This window comes from Faecalibacterium prausnitzii (assembly GCF_003287405.1).
Classification (GTDB): domain Bacteria; phylum Bacillota; class Clostridia; order Oscillospirales; family Ruminococcaceae; genus Faecalibacterium; species Faecalibacterium intestinale.
In genome coordinates, this window is the sequence record NZ_PRLD01000002.1 from 108,493 (window position 1) to 126,840 (window position 18,348).

The window sequence follows — 18,348 nt, forward strand, 5'->3', positions numbered from 1 at the left end:
GCATCGGCTGTCTGGTTCTGGCAGGGGTGTTTGTACTCTCGCTGCTGGGCAGCATCCTTATGATGCTGCTGCTCTGACCGGGAGGAACGAACCATGAACCGTAAAATTTCTTTGGGTATGGCAGTCACCATCGTGATCCTTGCCATGACCGTGACCTTTTCCATCACGATGCTCATCGCCATGCGTCTGTTCGACAGCACGGTCAACAGCGTAAAAGAAAAGGAAAGTATGTACAACAAGATCGCTGAGGTGGACCGCTATGTCCGCAGCAACGATTACTACACCATCGACGAGACGATGCTGTACGACCGTCTGACCGCCGGTTATCTGCTGGGCACGGGCGACAAGTACGCCCGCTACTACACCGCCAACGCCTACACCGAGCTGATGAACATCCAGAGCGGCAAAATCCTGGGCATTGGCGTGGAGCTTGGCATCGACCAGACCGGCTACGCCAAGGTGACCCGCGTCTACGACGGCTCTCCCGCGCAGGAAGCAGGCATCGCCGTGGGTGACTACATCACCACCGTAGGCGATACCGATGTCAAGAGCCTGTCCAGTGCAGATGCCGTGTACAAAGCCCTGCAGGGCGAGGCCGGTACGACCGTTACTGTGACATGGCTGAACAGTGCTGCCGCCAGCAAAACGGCTGAGCTGACCCATTCCGGCTACACCAGCACCACCGTGGACTACCAGCTGCTGGACAATGTGGGCTACATCCGCATCCGTCAGTTTGATGGCACTACGCCCAGCGAGCTGGACTACGCCCTGCGCACCCTGACCGCAAACGGCGCAGCCAGTCTGGTATTCGACCTGCGGGATAACGGCGGCGGCATTCTGGAAGATGCAGTCAGCTGCATCGACCTGATCGCCCCGGAGGGCACCGTGGCCTACGCCGAGGATAAAAACGGCAACCGCACCGTCATCGGCAGCAGCGATGCCGAAAGCTCCGTCAGCCTGCCCATGGTCTGCCTTGTAAACGGCAACACTGCCAGCGCAGCCGAGTTGTTCGCAGCCACCCTGCGCACCATGAACGGTGCCCGTCTGGTGGGCACCACCACCATGGGCAAGGGCACCATCCAGAGCAGCCCGCAGCGCCTGTCGGACGGCAGTGCCGTGGTCATCACGGTGGCAAAGCTGGTCTGCGGCGATGGCAGCTGCTTTGACGGCACCGGCCTGACCGTGGACGTAGAGCGCGCTTTGAGCACAGAGGAAGCGACGAACTTCTACGACTACACGCCCCAGACCGACCCGCAGGTGCAGCGCGCTGTCAGCGCTGCCCAGCAGCTGAGCGGCACTACCACGCTGGCAGGCGCAAGCTCTGCCGCCGCAGCGGACAGTGCCGCAGCTTCTGCCGCAGCAGAGGATACCGCCCCTGCAGAGACTGCGGAAGGCGAGACTGCTGCGTCTGAGCCGGAAACGGCTGCAAGCGCAGCGGAGTGAGCCCGCAGATCTGAACCATAACACCAAAAAGGCTGCTGCGTTCTGCAACAGCCTTTTTCTGAGAAAGGAATTGACCCTATGCCGGAACTGACCGACCTTTCTGTGATCCGTGCCCTGTGCGAAAAATACGATTTTGCACTTTCCAAGGGCTTTGGGCAGAACTTTATCATCAACCCGGGCATCCCCACCAAGATCGTGGATGCCAGCGGGGTAGACAAGCGCTACGGTGTCATTGAGATCGGCCCCGGCATCGGTGTGCTGACCAAGGAGCTGGCTAAGCGTGCCGCCAAGGTAGTGTCCATCGAGGTGGACGAGCGTCTGCCGCCCCTGCTGGCCGAGACCATGGCCGGGGTGGACAATTTCAAACTGGTGCTGCAGGACGTGTTGAAGGTGGACCTGAAAGCCCTTATCGCCGAGGAGTTCCCGGGGATGCCGGTGGCGGTGTGCGCAAACCTGCCCTACTACATCACCAGCCCCATCGTGATGAAGCTGCTGGGCAACCGTCTGCCTATCGAGAGTCTGACCGTCATGGTGCAGAAGGAGGCCGCCGACCGTCTGGCCGCCGTGCCCGGCACCCGCGCTTCCAGCGCCATCAGCTGCGCAGTGAACTACTACGCCACCTCCAAGCTGATGTTCACCGCCGCACCGGGCAGCTTTTACCCCGCCCCCAAGGTGACCAGCGCTGTGGTGCGCATGGACATCCGTCCCACCCCCGCCGTGCAGGTGGAGGACGAGGTGGGCTACTTTGCGCTGGTGCGCGCCGCCTTTGGGCAGCGCCGCAAGACCGCTGCCAACGCCATTGCAGGCGGGCTGAACCTGCCCAAGGAGAAGGTCATTGCCGCCATCGAATCCGCAGGCTTTGATGCCCGCATCCGCCCGGAAGCCCTGACGCTGGAGGACTTTGCCAAGATCCAGCAGGCGCTGGGCTGAGCACTATATTATAGCGATAAGTCGGGAAAATCTACGATTTTCCCGACTTATTTTTTTAGACAGCAAAAAGGGTCGGAGGAACGCTTGCAAGCGGTCTTCCGACCCGAAATAAATTTAGCACTCGTCGTACTGCTTTTGCAGATACTGCAGGCACTGAACGGCGTTTTCCGGGGTGGTGTTCTCCAAGGTGGCGAACACATAGGGCTTTTGCTCCTTGGCGAACCGCAGAATGGTGCGGTAGTCGCCCATGCCGCCCTGTCCGGCACCGGTGGCAGCCAGCTGCCCGCCGGCATCCTGCCGCAAGAAGTCCTTGAAGTGGATCATGGCCACGTCCTTGCCCAGCAGCTCGATGGCTTCGGCAAACACTTCCTCTCGTTGGTCCACGTTTTCCATGTTCAAAAGATTCACCGGGTCGAGCAGGATCTGCAGATTGGGGCTGCCGATCTCGTCCAGCACGGTGCGGGCGCGGCGGGCGTCATACACGATGTGCTTGACCACCGGCTCAATGGCAATGGTCACGCCGTACTGCTCGGCGCAGCGCACCACCGGCTTGAAGTTCTTGATAAAAGCGGCAAGGGCGGCATCGCTGCGGCACTCCGGGCAGAACTTGTACTCCGCGTTGGGTGCGCCGGTCTCGGTGCCCACCATGCCGCAGCCCAGCAGGCTGGCAAAGCGGATGTGGGCGTAGTACTTTTCCTGAATGGCGTGCAGAGCATCCGCATCCGGATGCGCCAGATTCAGGTAGTTGCCCAGCACCGCAATGTCCAGCTCGTTTTTGGCAAACAGGCGGCGCAGATAGGCCGCGTAGCCGGGGGTGAGGGCAGAGGGGGTGTTGGGCACCTCCTTCAGGGACTTGCTCAGCGCCAGATGCACGCAAGAAAAGCCCTTCTGGTGCACCAGCGGCAGCACCTGCTCAATGGGCAGCTTTTCCGCGTCGTGCAGACGCAGACCGAATTGGATCATGCTTGGTTCCTCCTTTGGTATGGGGTTGTTTTTACCATTATACACCAAAAATGTCCGCGGGGGAACACCTTAAACCTCTTTTAGCGCTGCCGTTCGCCGCCCCGGGCGAATGCAAGGAACACAGAAGTGTGTTGTGCAGAGGGTAAAGTGCTGATTTGTTAGCTTGTTTGTTAGATTATGGTGAGATTTTGGATATTTTTAGATATTTTAAGATGTGCCATAGCAAAAAGAAAACCGCCCGGAACTCTAAGGATCCAAGCGGTTTTCTTTGGAGCTGGTGACAGGAGTTGAACCTGCAACCCACTGATTACAAATCAGTTGCGCTGCCATTGCGCCACACCAGCAAAGGTTACCTAAATAGTATAACACAGGCACGGCCATTTGGCAAGGATTGTTTTTTGGCATGGGATAATAATGCTGGAAAACAGACAAAAATAATAGAAAACAGTGCACAAGTATAAAAATATACTACAATTTTAAACAATTTTACATTGCAAATTTTTTGACGATGTGCTATGCTGAAACGTAGAGAAACGCCGCCGGAAAGGCGGCTGCAAACAGATTTGGAGGATTTGTATTATGGCTGACCGCATTGTTCTGAATACCATCTCCTACCACGGCCACGGTGCCATCGAGAACATCGTTCCCGAGCTGACCGCCCGCGGCTACAAGAAGGCTTTCGTCTGCTCCGACCCCGACCTGATCAAGTTTGGCGTTACCAAAAAGGTCACCGACCTGCTGGATGCTGCAAACTTTGCCTACGCTGTTTACAGCGAGATCAAGCCTAACCCCACCATCGCTAACGTGCAGGACGGTGTGGCTGCCTTCAAGGCTGCCGAGGCTGACTGCATCGTGACCATCGGCGGCGGCTCCTCCATGGATACCGCAAAGGCCATCGGCATCATCATCAATAACCCCGAGTTTGCGGACGTCCGCTCTTTGGAAGGTGTTGCTCCCACCAAGAAGCACGCAGTGTTCACCATTGCAGTGCCCACCACCGCCGGTACTGCTGCCGAGGTCACCATCAACTACGTCATCACCGACGTGGAGAAGAAGCGCAAGTTCGTCTGCGTGGACACCAACGATATCCCCGAGATCGCTGTGGTCGACCCCGACATGATGTCCTCCATGCCCAAGGGTCTGACTGCCGCCACCGGTATGGACGCGCTGACCCATGCCATTGAGGGCTACATCACCAAGGGTCACTGCGTCATCTCTGATATGTTCCATCTGGAAGCCATCAAGCTGATCAGCCAGAGCCTGCGCGGCGCTGTGCAGAACACCCCGGAGGGCCGCGAGGGCATGGCTCTGGGCCAGTACATTGCCGGTATGGGCTTCTCCAACGTGGGTCTGGGCATTGTGCACTCCATGGCACACGGCCTGTCCGCTCTGTATGACACTCCCCATGGCGTGGCCTGCGCTATCCTGCTGCCGGTGGGTCTGGAGTACAACAAGAGCGTTGCCGGCGAGCGTTACCGCGCTGTGGGCAAGGCTATGGGCGTTATGGGCATCGACGAGATGAACGATGTGGAGGCCGCTGATGCTACCATCGCCGCCGTCAAGCAGCTGAGCGCAGACGTGGGCATCCCCACAAATCTGCACGGCATCCTGAAGGAAGAGGATATCCAGTTCCTCGCCGAGTCCGCTTTTGCAGACGCCTGCCGTCCCGGCAACCCCCGCGACACCAGCGTGGAGGAGATCGTGGAACTGTATAAGAGCCAGCTGTAAGCTGTAAAATAAGAACTCCGAGAGCCGCTGCACCGTGCTTGTGCAGCGGCTCTTTTTGCTGGGAAGGATGCGTTTGTAAAAGGAAATCCCACGCCAATTGTAACATTTTCCACCACCCCCTTGTATAAACCGGCGCAAGCGAGTACAATCAAAACATAAAACTTGAAGGCGAGGAAAGCGCGATGACACTGAACTTCTACACGCTGGGTGTGCTGTATCTGGTCTATTCCTTCCTTGGGTGGGTAGGGGAGACCGTGGTGGCCACCTTCCGGGGCAAGCGGTTTGCAAACCGCGGTATGGCGGCGGGGCCGTTCTGCTTTGTCTACGGCACCACGGCCATCCTGATGGCAGTAGGCTTTGCAGATATGCGTACAAAGCCGGTGGCGCTGTTTGTGGCCTGTATGCTCACGGCTACCGTGGTGGAGTGGCTCACGGCAAAACTGCTGGAGCGGCTGCACAACCGCAAATGGTGGGACTACTCGGATAAAAAATTCAACCTGAACGGCTACGTCTGCCTGCAGTATTCGGTACTGTGGGGTGCGCTGGGCATGGTGACTGTGCTGTGGGGCAACGGGCTGCTGCTGCGGCTGTGTGCTCTTGTGCCGGACTGGCTGCTGCATCCGCTGGTATGGGTCGCGCTTGGCATTGCGGCGCTGGATCAGCTGGGCTCGGCGGTGCTGGTGGGGCGGTACGCGGCGCAGCACCCGGTGCTGGAACAGCTGAACCAGAAACTGGAAGCGCGCTCCGATACCTTGCGCCGCCGCATTGCCGTGTATGTGGAAAAGCGCATCCAGCGCGCCTACCCGGAAGCCGCCCGGCAGCAGCCCACGGCAGTGCAGAAGGGGAAAGCCGACTTCCTCAGCGCGGCAGACCTGCTGTGGCTGTTCGTCATCGGGGCGTTTCTGGGCGATCTGGTGGAGACGGTGTTCTGCCGCCTGACCGCCGGGGTGTGGATGAGCCGTTCCAGTCTGGTATGGGGGCCCTTCAGCGTGGTGTGGGGTCTGGCGCTGGCCATGGCTACCGTGCTGCTGCGGCAGAATCAGGAAAAAAGCGACCGCTATCTCTTCGCCTTCGGCACGGTGCTGGGCGGCGTGTACGAGTATGTGTGCAGCGCTGTCACCGAGCTGCTGTTCGGCACGGTGTTCTGGGATTACAGCAAGTTCAAGTTCAATCTGGGCGGGCGCATCAACCTGCTGTACTGCTTTTTCTGGGGCATTGCGGCGGTGCTGTGGATGCGCTACGGCTACCCACTGGTGCTCAGGCTGATGAAAAAGGTGCGCAGCCATATCCGCCCGTGGATGACGGCGGTGCTGGCGGTGTTTATGGCGGTGAATATGCTCACCAGTGCGCTGGCACTGGCGCGGTACGATGCCCGCACCAGCGGCGAAGCGCCCAACGGGCAGCTGGAGGTATTTTTGGACGAGCATTTCGACAATGCCCGCATGGAGCGCATTTATCCCAACGCCAAAAAAGTGACCAAGGCAGAATAAATTCCATTTTCCCCTTGCGTTTTTGTCCCAAAGCAGGTATAATACCCTCTGGATAAAAGGGAGTAAGGGGCGTACCTTTGTAAAAAAGTGCGCTGTGCTGCAGCGACAGACCCGGCAGAGATGCCCGATGCAGTACCGATGCTTGAGACTTTTATCACATTTCCCCGTTCCGGGCAGGATGTGATAAAGGTCTTTTTTATTGCGCTTCTGCCGACACCATTCGAAAAAGGAGAGATTTTATGCTGATCCCTGTTCTGTTGTTTATCGTGGGTCTGCTGTGCCTGATCAAGGGCGGCGACTGGTTTGTGGACGGTGCCACCGGCATCGCCCGCCGCTTCCATGTGCCGGAGCTGCTCATCGGTGCTACGGTGGTGTCCATTGGTACCACCCTGCCGGAGGTCATGGTGTCCACCACCTCTGCACTCACCGGTCACGGCGAGATCGCCTACGGCAACGCCATCGGCTCGGTCATCTGCAACTCTGCACTGATCGCCGCCATTACCATTGCGGTGCGCCCGGGCAAGGTTGACCCCAAAAGCCTGCGCACCCCGGTAGCCTTCTTCTTTGTGGCTGCCGCTTTCTATGCCGGTGTGGCTTACACCACCGGCTCCTTCACCCGCCCGGTGGGCCTGATCCTGCTGGCGATGTTCGTGGCTTACATCGTGTGCAACGTGCTGGCCATGAAAAACGCCCCCGCCCCGGAAGAGGAGGAGCAGGCAGAGGAAGGGTCTTTTGCCAAGGAGCTGGGGCTGCTGGCCATCGGCGCAGTGCTCATTGCTGTGGGCGCTGACCTGTTGGTGGACAACGGCACCCTCATCGCACAGGCACTGGGCGTGCCGGAGTCGGTCATTGCGCTGACCTTTGTGGCACTGGGCACCTCGCTGCCGGAGCTGGTCACCGCCATCACCTCGCTGGCTAAGGGCCACGGTGCGCTGTCGCTGGGCAACGTCATCGGTGCAAACGTGTTCAATCTGGTGCTGGTCAGCGGCGTGTCTGTCACGCTGGCACCCTTCAGCATTCCGCAGAACTCCACCATCGCAGGCATGAACGCCTCTCTGGTGATGGATATCCCGGTGATGTTTGCCGTGATGCTGCTGCTCACCCTGCCCGCGCTGATCAAGGGCAAGCTGAGCCGCCCGCAGGGCATTGCACTGCTGTGCATCTATGCTGCTTTCTGCGCCGTGCAGTTCAGCATCTGATCCAAAGTTTTTATGATCAAAGAACCCCGGAGCGTCTGCGGATGCTCCGGGGTTCTTTTTTACAATAATCATCCCCGGGCGTCCTGCCGGGTGGTGCTGAAATATTCCTTGGGGGTCATGCCGTACTCTTTTTTAAAGGCACGGAAAAAGTGGTTGTAGCCGCCAAAGCCGCTGGTCTTGTACACCTCGGTGATGGGCAGCCCCTGCTCAATGAGGGTGCAGCAGCGGTCCAACCGCGCCTTTACGATGTAGCGGTGCACCGTCTGCCCAGTCTGGCGCTTGAATTCCCGGGCAATATGCTCCCGGGAGACGAAGAACTCCTTCTCCAACCGTTCCAGCGTCAGCTCCTCGGTAAGATGCGCCTGAATAAACAGGAACACCTCGTCCAGCATCAGGTGGTGGCGGCTGACCGATGCGGTGTGGAACTCCGCATGGATGCAGGCACGCAGCGCCAGCACCACGAACATCTGCAGAATACCGTGCTCGAACACCGCTGCGCCGAACTGGGTGCGCTCCTGCGGGAGCATCAGCAGCTTCCGGGCAAGGTTTTTCAGCAGCATATAGATCTGGCTGTCCGGGCGGACAGCCACCTGCCGGAAGGGGACGACGTTGAAGCTTTTTTCAAGGTCGGTGTCTGCATCCGAAAGCTGCGCCAGCGTCTGGGGGGACAGCTGTACCCGGATAAGCTCCAGCGGGCCGTAGGCACCGGCATATTCCAGCCTGCCGCCCTGACCGGGCTTGAAGATGATGAGGTTCTGCTGTTGGGCGGGCAGCACCACCTCACTGCACCGGAACACACCGCTGCCCCGCATGACCAGAAACAAATCATAATACGCGCCGGAATAAAACTCCCGGACGGCGCTCTGCTCAAAAAAATAACGCTTGACTGTATAGTTCACCAAAAAAACCTCCGTGAAACTGTCATGTGCAACAATTTGTTGTACACAACAGAAAAGTACAACTGTTATAATTGCATAATACATCAATTCGTGATAGTTTTCAATCATTTTTTGGATATGTATTGATGGAAATTTAACGTATAATGCAAAGTGTAGAAAAGAGACTTGTGCGAAAAGTCTCGTGGTTTCACTGTTTTTAAGGAGGATAAAACACAATGGACCAGAAAAAGACCGTCCGACCCTTCTCCATGAAGGACAAGATCGGCTATACACTGGGCGATCTGGGCTGCTGCTTTACTGAGCAGTACCGTGCCATGTATCTGTCGATCTTCTACACCCTGATCCTGCAGGTCAACCCCTTCCATGTGGGTATCCTGCTGCTGGTCACCAAGATCTGGGACGCCGTGAACGACCCCATCATCGGCGCGATCGTGGACTCCCGCAAGGCCACCAAGGGCGGCAAGTTCATCCCTTGGATCCGCGCCTTCTCCTTCCCCATGGCAGTGCTGTGCATACTGGGCTTTGTCAATGTGGGCAATATCAACTACGGCCTGCGTCTGGCCTATATGTTCGTCACCTACGTTCTGTACGAGGCACTGTACACCTGCGTCAACGTGCCCTTCGGTACCCTGTCCAGCGTGATGACCGATGATGTCAGCCAGCGCACCGCACTGTCCCGCTACCGCAGCCTTGGCGGCACCATCTTCATGACCGTCATGGTCATGATCGGCCCCCTGTTCCTGTATGTAGACAACAAGCCCGTGGCTGGCCGCTTCCTGATGCTGGCCTGCATCTGCGCTATGCTGGGTCTGCTGTGCCTGCAGATCACCTGCGTGTGGTGCAAGGAGCGCGTGGAAGTGCCCGAGCGTCCGCAGGGCGAAAAGCTGAACTACCTGCACGTGCTCAAGGAGATCTCTCACAACAAGGCTCTGCTGGGCGTTATGTTCTTCAGCCTGACCGGCATGATCGGTGCTTCCGTGGTCAACGGTCTGAACACCTATCTGTACAAGGACTTCTTCGGCAACGTTAAAATTCAGGCTGTCTCCGGTATGCTGAGCGTGCTGTACGCTGTGCTGTCCTTTGCCATCACCCAGCCTCTTGCCAACAAGTTCGGCAAGAAGGAGTGGTGCTGCATGGGCGCAGGCTTTGCCGCCATCGTGTTCGGCATCCTGTTCTTCTTCCCCGTCCATAACCCTGTGGCCTTCATCGTCATCAACGGTATCTGCTATCTGGGCGCTTCCGGTATGCAGGTGCTGATCTGGGCCATGGTCAACGACGCCATCGACTACCACGAGCTGCAGACCGGCGAGCGTAACGAGGGCATCGTCTACTCCACCTACTCCTTCTTCCGCAAGCTTGCAAGCGCCATTTCCGGCAGCCTGTCTAGCTTTGTGCTGGGTGCCATCGGCTACAACGTGACCGCAGGCGCTGTGCAGACCGCAGGCGTTGTAAACGCTATCTGGAAGAGCTACACCGGCGTCTACTTCCTGGGCTACGGCATTGCAGTTGCCATCCTGTTCTTCGTCTACCCCCTGACCAAGCAGAAGACTGCTGAGATGCTGACCGAGCTGAAGGCTCGCCGCGCCGCAAAGGAGAGCAAGTAAACCATGAAAATCTTACAGGTTCAGTTTAAAAACCGCAATGGTCACACCCTGCGCGGCATCGTGACCCTGCCCGACACCGAGGGCAAGGTACCCTTTGTGGTGCACCTGCACGGCTTTGCCGGCAGCTGCAGCGGCTATAAGTCCATGTACACCCACCTGTCCCGCGCTCTGGCAGCGCAGGGCATCGGCAGCGCCCGGTTCGATTTCTACGGCAACGGCGAGAGCGACGGCGAGTTCGAGGATATGAGCTTCGACGGCCTGCACACCGATGCACAGGATATCTTTGCATGGGCCGCTGAGCAGCCCTATGTGGACAGCGAAAAGCTGTTCCTCTCCGGCCAGAGCATGGGCGGCTACATTGCCGCTTCCTGCGCACCGGTCATCCAGCCCCACGGCCTGATCCTGCTGTGCCCGGGCGCCGGGATGTGGTTCGGCTGCGCACAGCGTGCCGACGGTGTTGTGCAGACCGGCAGGGACTACACCGACATGGAGGGTCTGTGCTACAAGATGGCCTTTAACTACGAGATGGCAAAGCACCCCGATCCCTTTACCGAGGCCAAGGGCTACAACGGCCCGGTGCTGCTGCTGCGCGCCGACGATGACCGTCTGGTGGACGAGGGCACCTGCAGCCGTTACGCACAGGTGTACACCGCACCCGAGGTGGACACCATTGCAGGCGGCGGCCACAACTTTGCCACGCTGGCAGCCCGTGCCGCCGTGGAGGAAAAGACCGCAGCATTCATCAAAGCAAATCTGTAAAGCAAAGCGTATCTGCAAGGAGGCTTTTGTATGGAAAACGTAATTCTGCAGCCCATCGAGGTGGGCGGACAGACCTTTAAAAACCGCATCATGTTCCCCCCGCTGACCACCGGCTACGAGAAAAACGGCATGATCAGCGAGCAGGACATGGGCTTCTACACCCGTCTGGCAAAGGGCGGCGTGGGCTACATCGTTATGGGCGATGTGGCACCCATCAACAGCTTTTCTCCCACCCCCAAGCTGTTTGATGACAGCCAGATCCCTGCCTTCAAGGCACTGGCCGACAGCGTACACGCCTACGGCACCAAGCTGGGCGTCCAGCTCTTCCACCCGGAGTACGATGTGGACGCCATCAACAGCCTGTTTATGCAGAAGAAGTTTGACGAGATGCGTCAGCGCCTGCACCACGACATGATGTTCTTTACCGATGAGGCCAGCGAGGAGATGCTGATGTCCATCATCGATAAGATGTGCGCCTGCGCAGTGCGTGCCCAGAAGGCCGGTGTGGACGTCATTCAGATCCACGGCGACCGCCTGAACGGCTGCCTGTGCTCCACCCGCATGAACCACCGCACCGATAAGTTCGGCGGCAGTCTGGAGAACCGCGTTCGCTTTGCCCGGATGCTGACCCGCGCCATCCGCAAGGCTGTGCCGGGTATGGTCATCGACTATAAGCTGTCCATCGTCACCCCGCAGCGCGGCAAGGGCGGCATTGACGAAGCCGACGCCGTGCAGTTTGCCCAGTGGCTGGTGGAGGACGGCGTGGATATGTTCCACGTTGCACAGGCCAACCACACCGGCAACATGGCCGACACCATTCCTCCCATGGGCGTGCAGCCCTACGGCTTCTTCGTCAAGATCGCCGGGGACATCAAAAAGGCCGTCAATGTGCCGGTCAGCGCCGTGGGTCGTATCGTGGATGCCGACATGGCTGCGCGTGTCATCGAGAGCGGTATGGCTGACATGGTTGCCATGGGTCGTCCGCTGCTGGCAGACCCCGACTGGGGCACCAAGATCGCTGCCGGGAAGGCCTGCGATATCCGCCGCTGCATCAGCTGCAACAAGGGCTGCACCGATGCCATCCAGAACCGTCAGTTCCTCTCCTGCGTGCTGAACGCGGAGAACGGCTACGAGAACACCCGCAGCATCCAGCCCGCAGCGCAGAAAAAGAAGATTGCCGTCCTTGGCGGCGGCCCTGCCGGTCTGGAAGCCGCCCGTGTGGCAGCGCTGCGCGGCCACGACGTGACCCTGTTTGAAAAGACCACCTCTCTGGGCGGTCAGCTGAACATTGCCTGCGTGCCTCCCCGCAAGGAGGAGATGCGCCGCGCCGCACAGGATCTGATCCACGCGGTCTGCAACGCCGGTGTGCACCTGTGCATGGGTCAGACCCGCACCGCCGAGCAGCTGAAGGACGCCGGTTTCGAGGCTGTCATCAACGCTGTGGGCGCACACAGCGCCGCACCCCGCATCCCCGGCATTGACAGCGTGAACGTGGCCGACGCCTGGAAGGTGCTGGCGGGTGAGCAGCAGGTGTACGGCACGGTTGCTGTCATCGGCGGCGGCATGGTAGGCTGCGAGACCGCAGAGTATCTGGCTGCCCGCGGCTGCAAGGTGTCCGTTATCGAGATGATGGACAAGATCGCCGCAGGCGAGAGCGTCACCATTCTGCCCACCCTGCTGGAAAACTACAAGACCTACGGCGTGGAGCAGTACCCCAGCCACAAGGTCAAGGAGTTCCGCATGGACGCCGTTGTCTGCGAGAACAAGGACGGCGCAGAGGTGACCATCCCCTGCGATTACATCGTGCTGGCCATGGGCGCACGCTCCAACGAATTTGACGCTGCTGCGCTGGAAGCTGCCGGTATCCCGGTGTATTCCATCGGCGATGCCGCCGGCAAGGCTGCGGATATCTCCAACGCCATCCGCACCGGTTACGATACCGCTTGCCAGCTGTAAAACAAAAAATCGTTCTATTTGTGGGTCAGAAACATCTGTGGGTGTTTCTGACCCACTTTTTTCACCCTCTCAGGCAAAGCCTTGACGGCGATGACTGAAAGGGTCATGACGCAATGCCTTTTGCAATATTTCCCCCGGTTAAGCCCGGATATAGAAATCCAACGGTAGTTGTGGTAAAATAAGGCATCCGGGAGCGCCGGGCGCTCCGCTGCAACATGAAAAATGGAGGTTTTCTATGAAAAAGACCTATCGCTCGCTCTTTTGCCTGCTTGCAGTGCTGCTGCTCAGCGTCAGCGTGCTGCCCTCTGCTTCGGCGCTGTTTTCCAAAAAGCTTTACTATTATGGCACGGTAGAGGGCGTCAGCCGCACCGTGGAGGGCAAGGTGGAGTCCATTCTGGTTTCTGCGGAAGAGCAGGAAACCTACCAGATGATCGTCACCGACAGCACCGTTTGGCAGGATCATGACGAAAAGACCACCTCTGACCCCGCCACCCTTGCGGTAGGCGAGCAGATCTGCGTGGTGCACGACCCGGCTGTGATGATGTCGCTGCCGCCGCAGTCGGTGGCGTATACCGTCATCCGCAACTTCCCCGCAGGCACGGATCTGGAACAGGAAGCCCGCGATGCCGCCTGCCCGGTGAAGAAGTTCTTTGCCGACACCCGCAAGGCCATTTCGGACTGGTTCTACCAGACCATGCCCATCTGAGCGTAACATTCCCTCTATAACGCAAAAAACTGCTGCCCCGCACCGGATGCCAGAGCGTCCGGGCAAAGGGGCAGCAGATTTTTATGCAAGGTTATGCGGCGTTTTGCGGCAAAAACGCTGTATACCGCTATTTATTTTCGGGGGGGGGTAACGCGGAAGCGCTTCACCACCTGTTCCAGTGCGCTGATATCCACAGGCTTGGACAGATGCTCGTCCATGCCGGCTTCCTTGCTCTTTTGCATATCCTCAAGGAAGGCGTTTGCCGTCATGGCAAGGATGGGAATGGTTCTGCCCAGCGGGTTTTCACCGCTGCGGATGCGGCGGGTGGCTTCCAGACCATCCATCACCGGCATCTGGATATCCATCAGGATCATGTCATAATCGCCGGGCTTGACGCTGGCAAAGGCATCCACGATCTCCTGACCGTTGGGGCAGATGGTGCAGCCTGCGCCTTTTGTTTCCAGCAGCATCTGCAAGATCTCGGCGTTGATGGCGTTATCCTCGGCGCAGAGGAACTTCATGCCGGACAGGGGAGAGGTGGTCTCTTCTTCCTCCGGGAGCGTCTGCGCCTTTTGCACCGTGTCCGCTTCGGTATCAATGGGAAATTCCAGCACTACCTCAAAGCGGGTGCCCTTGCCGGTGGCACTCTCCACGCTGATGGAGCCGCCCATCAGGTCTATGACGCTTTTGGTAATAGCCATACCCAGACCCGTGCCCTGCACCTTGTTGATGCCGGAGCGCTCCTCCCGGGTAAAGGGGTCGAAAAGGGTCTTTTGGTAGTCCGCGCTCATGCCGATGCCGTCATCCTGCACCACAAAGCGGTACCGGGCGTAGTGCTCGTTCCGGGGCAGCTCTTCCACCTCGAACCGGATATGCCCGCCGGTGGGCGTATACTTGACTGCGTTGGAGAGGATGTTCATCAGTACCTGATTCAGACGGTTGGGGTCGGCCAGCACGTTTTCGTGCTGCAGATTGGTGCTTACCGTAAAGGTCTGACTGCGCTGACCTGCCTGCTGGCGGATGATGCTGTCCAGCTGACTGATCTGCTGGGGCAGGTTCATCTTTTCCACATTCAGGGTGGTCTTGCCGCTCTCGATGCGGCTCATATCCAGAATATTGTTGATGATGCCCAGCAGCAGTTGACCGGAAGTTTCCAGCTTGCCCAGATGCTCGGCAAGTTTTTCCGGCTCGTGCAGCTCGTTTTTCATCAGGGTGGTAATGCCGATGATGGCGTTCATGGGGGTGCGGATATCGTGGCTCATGTTGGAAAGAAAGTCCGTCTTGGCCTTGCTGGCACGCTCGGCGGACTGTAACGCCTCGGCGGCAGCATCCTGCGCCCGCCGCATCTCGTCGTTAGCCTGCGTCAGCTGGATGTTATACTGCTCCAGACGGAGGTTCGTCTTTTTTTCAGCCTGCAGCTCCCGCTGCTGCTTTTCCCGCAAAAGGAACCAGCCAGCAATGACTGCCATGATCGAAAACACCGTTGCAAAGCCTACAATAACGACCATGACGATATTGACCAGCTTCTGCGTGTTCACGGCCACATATTCTGCCGGAACAAGGAACGCCAGCGTCCACTGGGCGTTTTCCATCTGCTTCAGGGCGTAGTAATACTCAGTCCCGTCCAGCACGGCGTTGGAATAACAGGAGCCTGTGCGGGCAAGCCGCTCCTTTGCTGCTGCAAAGGAAGAACCGTGCAGATAGGACATCTGGGAGAGCACGGTGTATACGTTATGCCCCTTCAGCAGCTCAGTGTCATTGGCGTTGAACAGCTTGAAGCCGTTGTTGTCCAGCACATAGACGCTGTTGTTATTTTCGTAGGCGTCGCAGCGGAAATTATCGTTCAGCTGGGTCATACTCTGGGCGATGCCAAAGTAGCGCAGGGTGATCTCTTTCTCTCCGCTTTGCAGTGTGATGGGGGTGGGGAGCTGTTTCAGGAACACCATCCGGGAGTCGTCCACGGTCAACGAATTGGAAACATAGCTGACCCGCTGCGGCGCGTTTTCCAGATAGTTCATTTCCCGCAGTAGACCCGTGTGGCCATACTCGGTATAATAACGCCCGGCAGCATCCACGGCGATCAGTTCAATCTGTTTTTCATGGTAATTGGAAAGCTCCGACAGCTTTTTCAGATAGCGGTAGAGATCGGTATCAGTCTCCAGCGGAGTATAGTACAAATAATTGCATTGTACATTCACCTCGTCCCAGTGGTTGTCGATCACATCCTCCAGACTGTGGAACATCTGGTGGGTGACCTCTTCCATCTGGCTCAGCCGCTCATGGTAGACAAGGTTTTGGATGTAGGTCTGGCTCATGACAAAAAGGGTCAGAATCAACACGATGATGACAAAGCCGGTGCCCCAAAGCAGCTTTTGGTATTTTTTCTTGTTCACATCCAGTATCTCCTGTCTGTTCTGTTTAATTCCATGCGGTGTCTGCCCGGCTGATAGTGGTGTAAGCACCAAAGAAGGCTTTTGCGGCATCCATGCCCACCACGCCGCTGTCTGTCACCGTTGCTTCAGCAGCCAGCTGGTCGCTCACACCGCAGATAGCAACCTGATAGGTCTTGCCCGCCTCCGGCTGCACCGGGCTTACCAGCACATAGGGGTAGCCCTTGCCGTTGCCGTAGGCATCGTAACCAGAAGCCAGCAGGTCGCTGATCTGCTGCCCGGTCAGGGTGACGGTCTGGATGGTGCGGTTCCAGCCGGTGGGCAGGATGGCCGAAAGGTCGTAATCCGTAATGCCCTTGGCGTACAGCTTGGCGGCTACGCCGTGGTGGTTCTGCTCGGTGGGGTTGCCGGGGATCCATGTGCTCAGCGAGACCAGCGCAAGGTCGCTGCCGGTGGCCTGTGCAAAGCAGCGGCCTACCAGCATGGCGCAGTCCTGCTGCGAAAGCTCCTCCGTAACGGTAGTGATGACATCCGGGGTGTTGTTCACCACACTGTCCTGATCCTCGTCCAGCTGACGGATGACATCCTCCATAGTAGCATTGCCCTTGATGAAGTCCAGCATTTTAAGGCCGGTGGTCACGATGGTGTTTTCCCAGCCGGAATAGATAAAGGGCGCGGTGTTGCCTGCATTCAGGGCATCGGCAACATCGGCGTAATAGGTGCCGTCTGCCTTTGCACCCTTGAAGGGCAACAGGCTGCTTTTCAGCGCCGTTGCGGGCTGCAGAGCGCTGGTGCCTGCAACGGTGGAAAGCACACGCATCACCTTGAGCGCATCTTCCAGCTTCTGGGGGTTCTGTTTCAGCTTTTTATTCAGACCGTAGAAACGGTTCACATTCAGCACAAAAACGTTCTGGGTGCCGTCCTCCGAGAGAAACGGCATCAGCCCAAATTTATCGGCGTTGCCGTCTGCCTCCACAATGCCGTTGGTGTTTCCGATCAAAAACAGGGTGTTCCCCTCGGCCATCCTCTGCCGGGTCACGTTGTCGTCAAGAGCATCACCGGAGCCGTTCAGCATCCCGATGTCCTTCCACTTTTTGACATACGCCATTGCCTGCATCATGCCGGGGGTGTTGCTGACGTTTGCCTTGCCGGAAAGATAATCCTTCTGCCACAGTCTGCCATCCAGCGTGCCGAGGAAATCGGCATCTGCAATGTTGCACAGATACTGGAAACCGTAGCCCGGATACTGGATCTGTGACAGGCAGAGATCGACCCCGGCTTCCTTGGCCTTTGCAGCCAGCACTTCCAGTTCAGCAAAAGAATTGGGCAGTTCCCAGCCGTGTGCCCGCAGCAAGGTCTTGTTGTAGGTGATGCCGTAGCAGTTGTAGGTCGAGGGCAGCAGGTAGATGGCACCATTGTCGAACACGTCCTGCAGACGGGACTCCACATAGTTATCCGTAAAATCGTAGCCGGAAAGGTCCAGCAGTTTGTCGGAGACCAGATCAATCTGGGGATCGTAGTAGGTCAAGGTGCAGACGTCCGGCAGGTCGCCCGCCGCAAACATATTCTCCAAACAGGTGGTGGTGTTATCGCCGCTGTAGGGCACGACCTCGATGTTCACTTCCGGGTAAACGCTGTGTACTTGCTCAATAAAGGCTTCTATCTCCTTATAAGGTGCCATAAAGGTGACGGCTTCGTGCGCATCGTCTTTTTTCGCCGTTTCGGTCTTGCCGCCGCCGCAGGCGGTCAGCGCTGCCGTGGCGGCAGCAATACTGCAAGCCTGCAAAAACGAGCGGCGGGAGATTTTCTTCATCATACAATAATACCTTCCTCACAGTTTGGCTATTCTTACACACCCCACAGGAACTCCCACGCTCGCGGCCTGTCCGCACTGGGCATACGCCGATTTTCCCATAAAATGACATTCTTATTGTATCATTGCAACAAAAGCGTTTCAAGCTGTTTTTAAAGGTTTTTGCATGGAAAAAGGCGAAAAACCGCGTGCTTTGCAGGTGCTTTCCGTCCGGCGGAGTTCTGAACCGCAGAAGCCGGAAATAGACTGAGATGACGCACAAAACGACCATGCAGACCGAAAAGAGGGTGCTTATGGAAAACACGGCTTTTATTCTGTACGAAAAATTCTGCTCCGACAGCGGGGAACAGCGCAGGGAACAGTTTAAAAAGGCGTTTGAGCGCTATCTCACGGATGCACTGCAAAACGATACGCCCATACCCTTGCAGGACGGAGCATAGAAGGGAGGGCGATTAAGATGCTGTGCAG

The 18,348-nt window shown here is 57.8% G+C and carries 14 protein-coding genes and 1 tRNA gene; 10 read left to right on the forward strand and 5 right to left on the reverse strand.

Annotated elements, in window-relative coordinates; all coding sequences use genetic code 11:
- Positions 1–93: 93 nt before the first annotated feature.
- Positions 94–1,443: a S41 family peptidase gene (locus C4N24_RS02895; RefSeq protein WP_112090251.1), complete on the forward strand. Its 1,350-nt coding sequence runs from the start codon at positions 94–96 to the stop codon at positions 1,441–1,443.
- 78 nt (positions 1,444–1,521) lie between these two features.
- Complete coding sequence (gene rsmA / locus C4N24_RS02900; protein WP_112090252.1) at positions 1,522–2,373, forward strand: 16S rRNA (adenine(1518)-N(6)/adenine(1519)-N(6))-dimethyltransferase RsmA; 852 nt, start codon at positions 1,522–1,524, stop codon at positions 2,371–2,373.
- Positions 2,374–2,487: 114 nt separating this feature from the next.
- Here the strand turns inward: rsmA and C4N24_RS02905 are convergent, their stop codons facing one another.
- Together C4N24_RS02905 and C4N24_RS02910 are read right to left on the reverse strand one after the other, a co-directional pair.
- Positions 2,488–3,336: a sugar phosphate isomerase/epimerase family protein gene (locus C4N24_RS02905; protein ID WP_112090253.1), complete on the reverse strand. Its 849-nt coding sequence runs from the start codon at positions 3,334–3,336 to the stop codon at positions 2,488–2,490.
- Positions 3,337–3,605: 269 nt separating this feature from the next.
- A tRNA-Thr gene (locus tag C4N24_RS02910) sits at positions 3,606–3,680 on the reverse strand.
- 235 nt (positions 3,681–3,915) lie between these two features.
- Between C4N24_RS02910 and fucO the strand changes: the two genes are divergently transcribed.
- The 3 genes from fucO (at position 3,916) to C4N24_RS02925 (ending at position 7,753) form a co-directional block, all read left to right on the forward strand.
- A complete protein-coding gene (gene fucO / locus C4N24_RS02915) occupies positions 3,916–5,064 on the forward strand; it encodes a lactaldehyde reductase (protein WP_112090254.1) in 1,149 nt (382 codons plus the stop codon).
- 182 nt (positions 5,065–5,246) lie between these two features.
- Positions 5,247–6,554 carry a putative ABC transporter permease gene (locus C4N24_RS02920; RefSeq protein WP_112090255.1) on the forward strand — a complete coding sequence of 436 codons (1,308 nt, stop codon included), beginning with the start codon at positions 5,247–5,249 and terminating at the stop codon, positions 6,552–6,554.
- 239 nt (positions 6,555–6,793) lie between these two features.
- On the forward strand, positions 6,794–7,753 hold the full coding sequence (locus tag C4N24_RS02925; RefSeq protein ID WP_112090256.1) for a calcium/sodium antiporter: 960 nt from the start codon (positions 6,794–6,796) through the stop codon (positions 7,751–7,753).
- Positions 7,754–7,821: 68 nt separating this feature from the next.
- Here the strand turns inward: C4N24_RS02925 and C4N24_RS02930 are convergent, their stop codons facing one another.
- Complete coding sequence (locus tag C4N24_RS02930; RefSeq protein ID WP_242965898.1) at positions 7,822–8,652, reverse strand: helix-turn-helix domain-containing protein; 831 nt, start codon at positions 8,650–8,652, stop codon at positions 7,822–7,824.
- Positions 8,653–8,867: 215 nt separating this feature from the next.
- Between C4N24_RS02930 and C4N24_RS02935 the strand changes: the two genes are divergently transcribed.
- The 4 genes from C4N24_RS02935 (at position 8,868) to C4N24_RS02950 (ending at position 13,677) form a co-directional block, all read left to right on the forward strand.
- Positions 8,868–10,256: an MFS transporter gene (locus C4N24_RS02935; protein ID WP_055185386.1), complete on the forward strand. Its 1,389-nt coding sequence runs from the start codon at positions 8,868–8,870 to the stop codon at positions 10,254–10,256.
- 3 nt (positions 10,257–10,259) lie between these two features.
- Positions 10,260–11,015, forward strand: coding sequence for an alpha/beta hydrolase family protein (locus C4N24_RS02940; protein ID WP_112090258.1), 756 nt, complete (start codon positions 10,260–10,262; stop codon positions 11,013–11,015).
- Positions 11,016–11,045: 30 nt separating this feature from the next.
- Positions 11,046–12,971, forward strand: coding sequence for a bilirubin reductase, long form (bilR, locus tag C4N24_RS02945; RefSeq protein ID WP_112090259.1), 1,926 nt, complete (start codon positions 11,046–11,048; stop codon positions 12,969–12,971).
- 235 nt (positions 12,972–13,206) lie between these two features.
- Positions 13,207–13,677 carry a hypothetical protein gene (locus tag C4N24_RS02950; protein ID WP_112090260.1) on the forward strand — a complete coding sequence of 157 codons (471 nt, stop codon included), beginning with the start codon at positions 13,207–13,209 and terminating at the stop codon, positions 13,675–13,677.
- A 131-nt stretch (positions 13,678–13,808) separates the two neighbouring features.
- On the opposite strand, the gene C4N24_RS02955 is transcribed toward C4N24_RS02950, so the two are convergent.
- Together C4N24_RS02955 and C4N24_RS02960 are read right to left on the reverse strand one after the other, a co-directional pair.
- A complete protein-coding gene (locus C4N24_RS02955; RefSeq protein ID WP_112090261.1) occupies positions 13,809–16,070 on the reverse strand; it encodes a hybrid sensor histidine kinase/response regulator in 2,262 nt (753 codons plus the stop codon).
- Between the two features lie 25 nt (positions 16,071–16,095).
- On the reverse strand, positions 16,096–17,883 hold the full coding sequence (locus C4N24_RS02960; protein ID WP_112090262.1) for an extracellular solute-binding protein: 1,788 nt from the start codon (positions 17,881–17,883) through the stop codon (positions 16,096–16,098).
- 290 nt (positions 17,884–18,173) lie between these two features.
- On the opposite strand from C4N24_RS02960, the gene C4N24_RS15285 reads away from it, so the two are divergent.
- A complete protein-coding gene (locus C4N24_RS15285; RefSeq protein WP_181573038.1) occupies positions 18,174–18,320 on the forward strand; it encodes a hypothetical protein in 147 nt (48 codons plus the stop codon).
- The last annotated feature ends 28 nt before the right edge of the window (positions 18,321–18,348 follow it).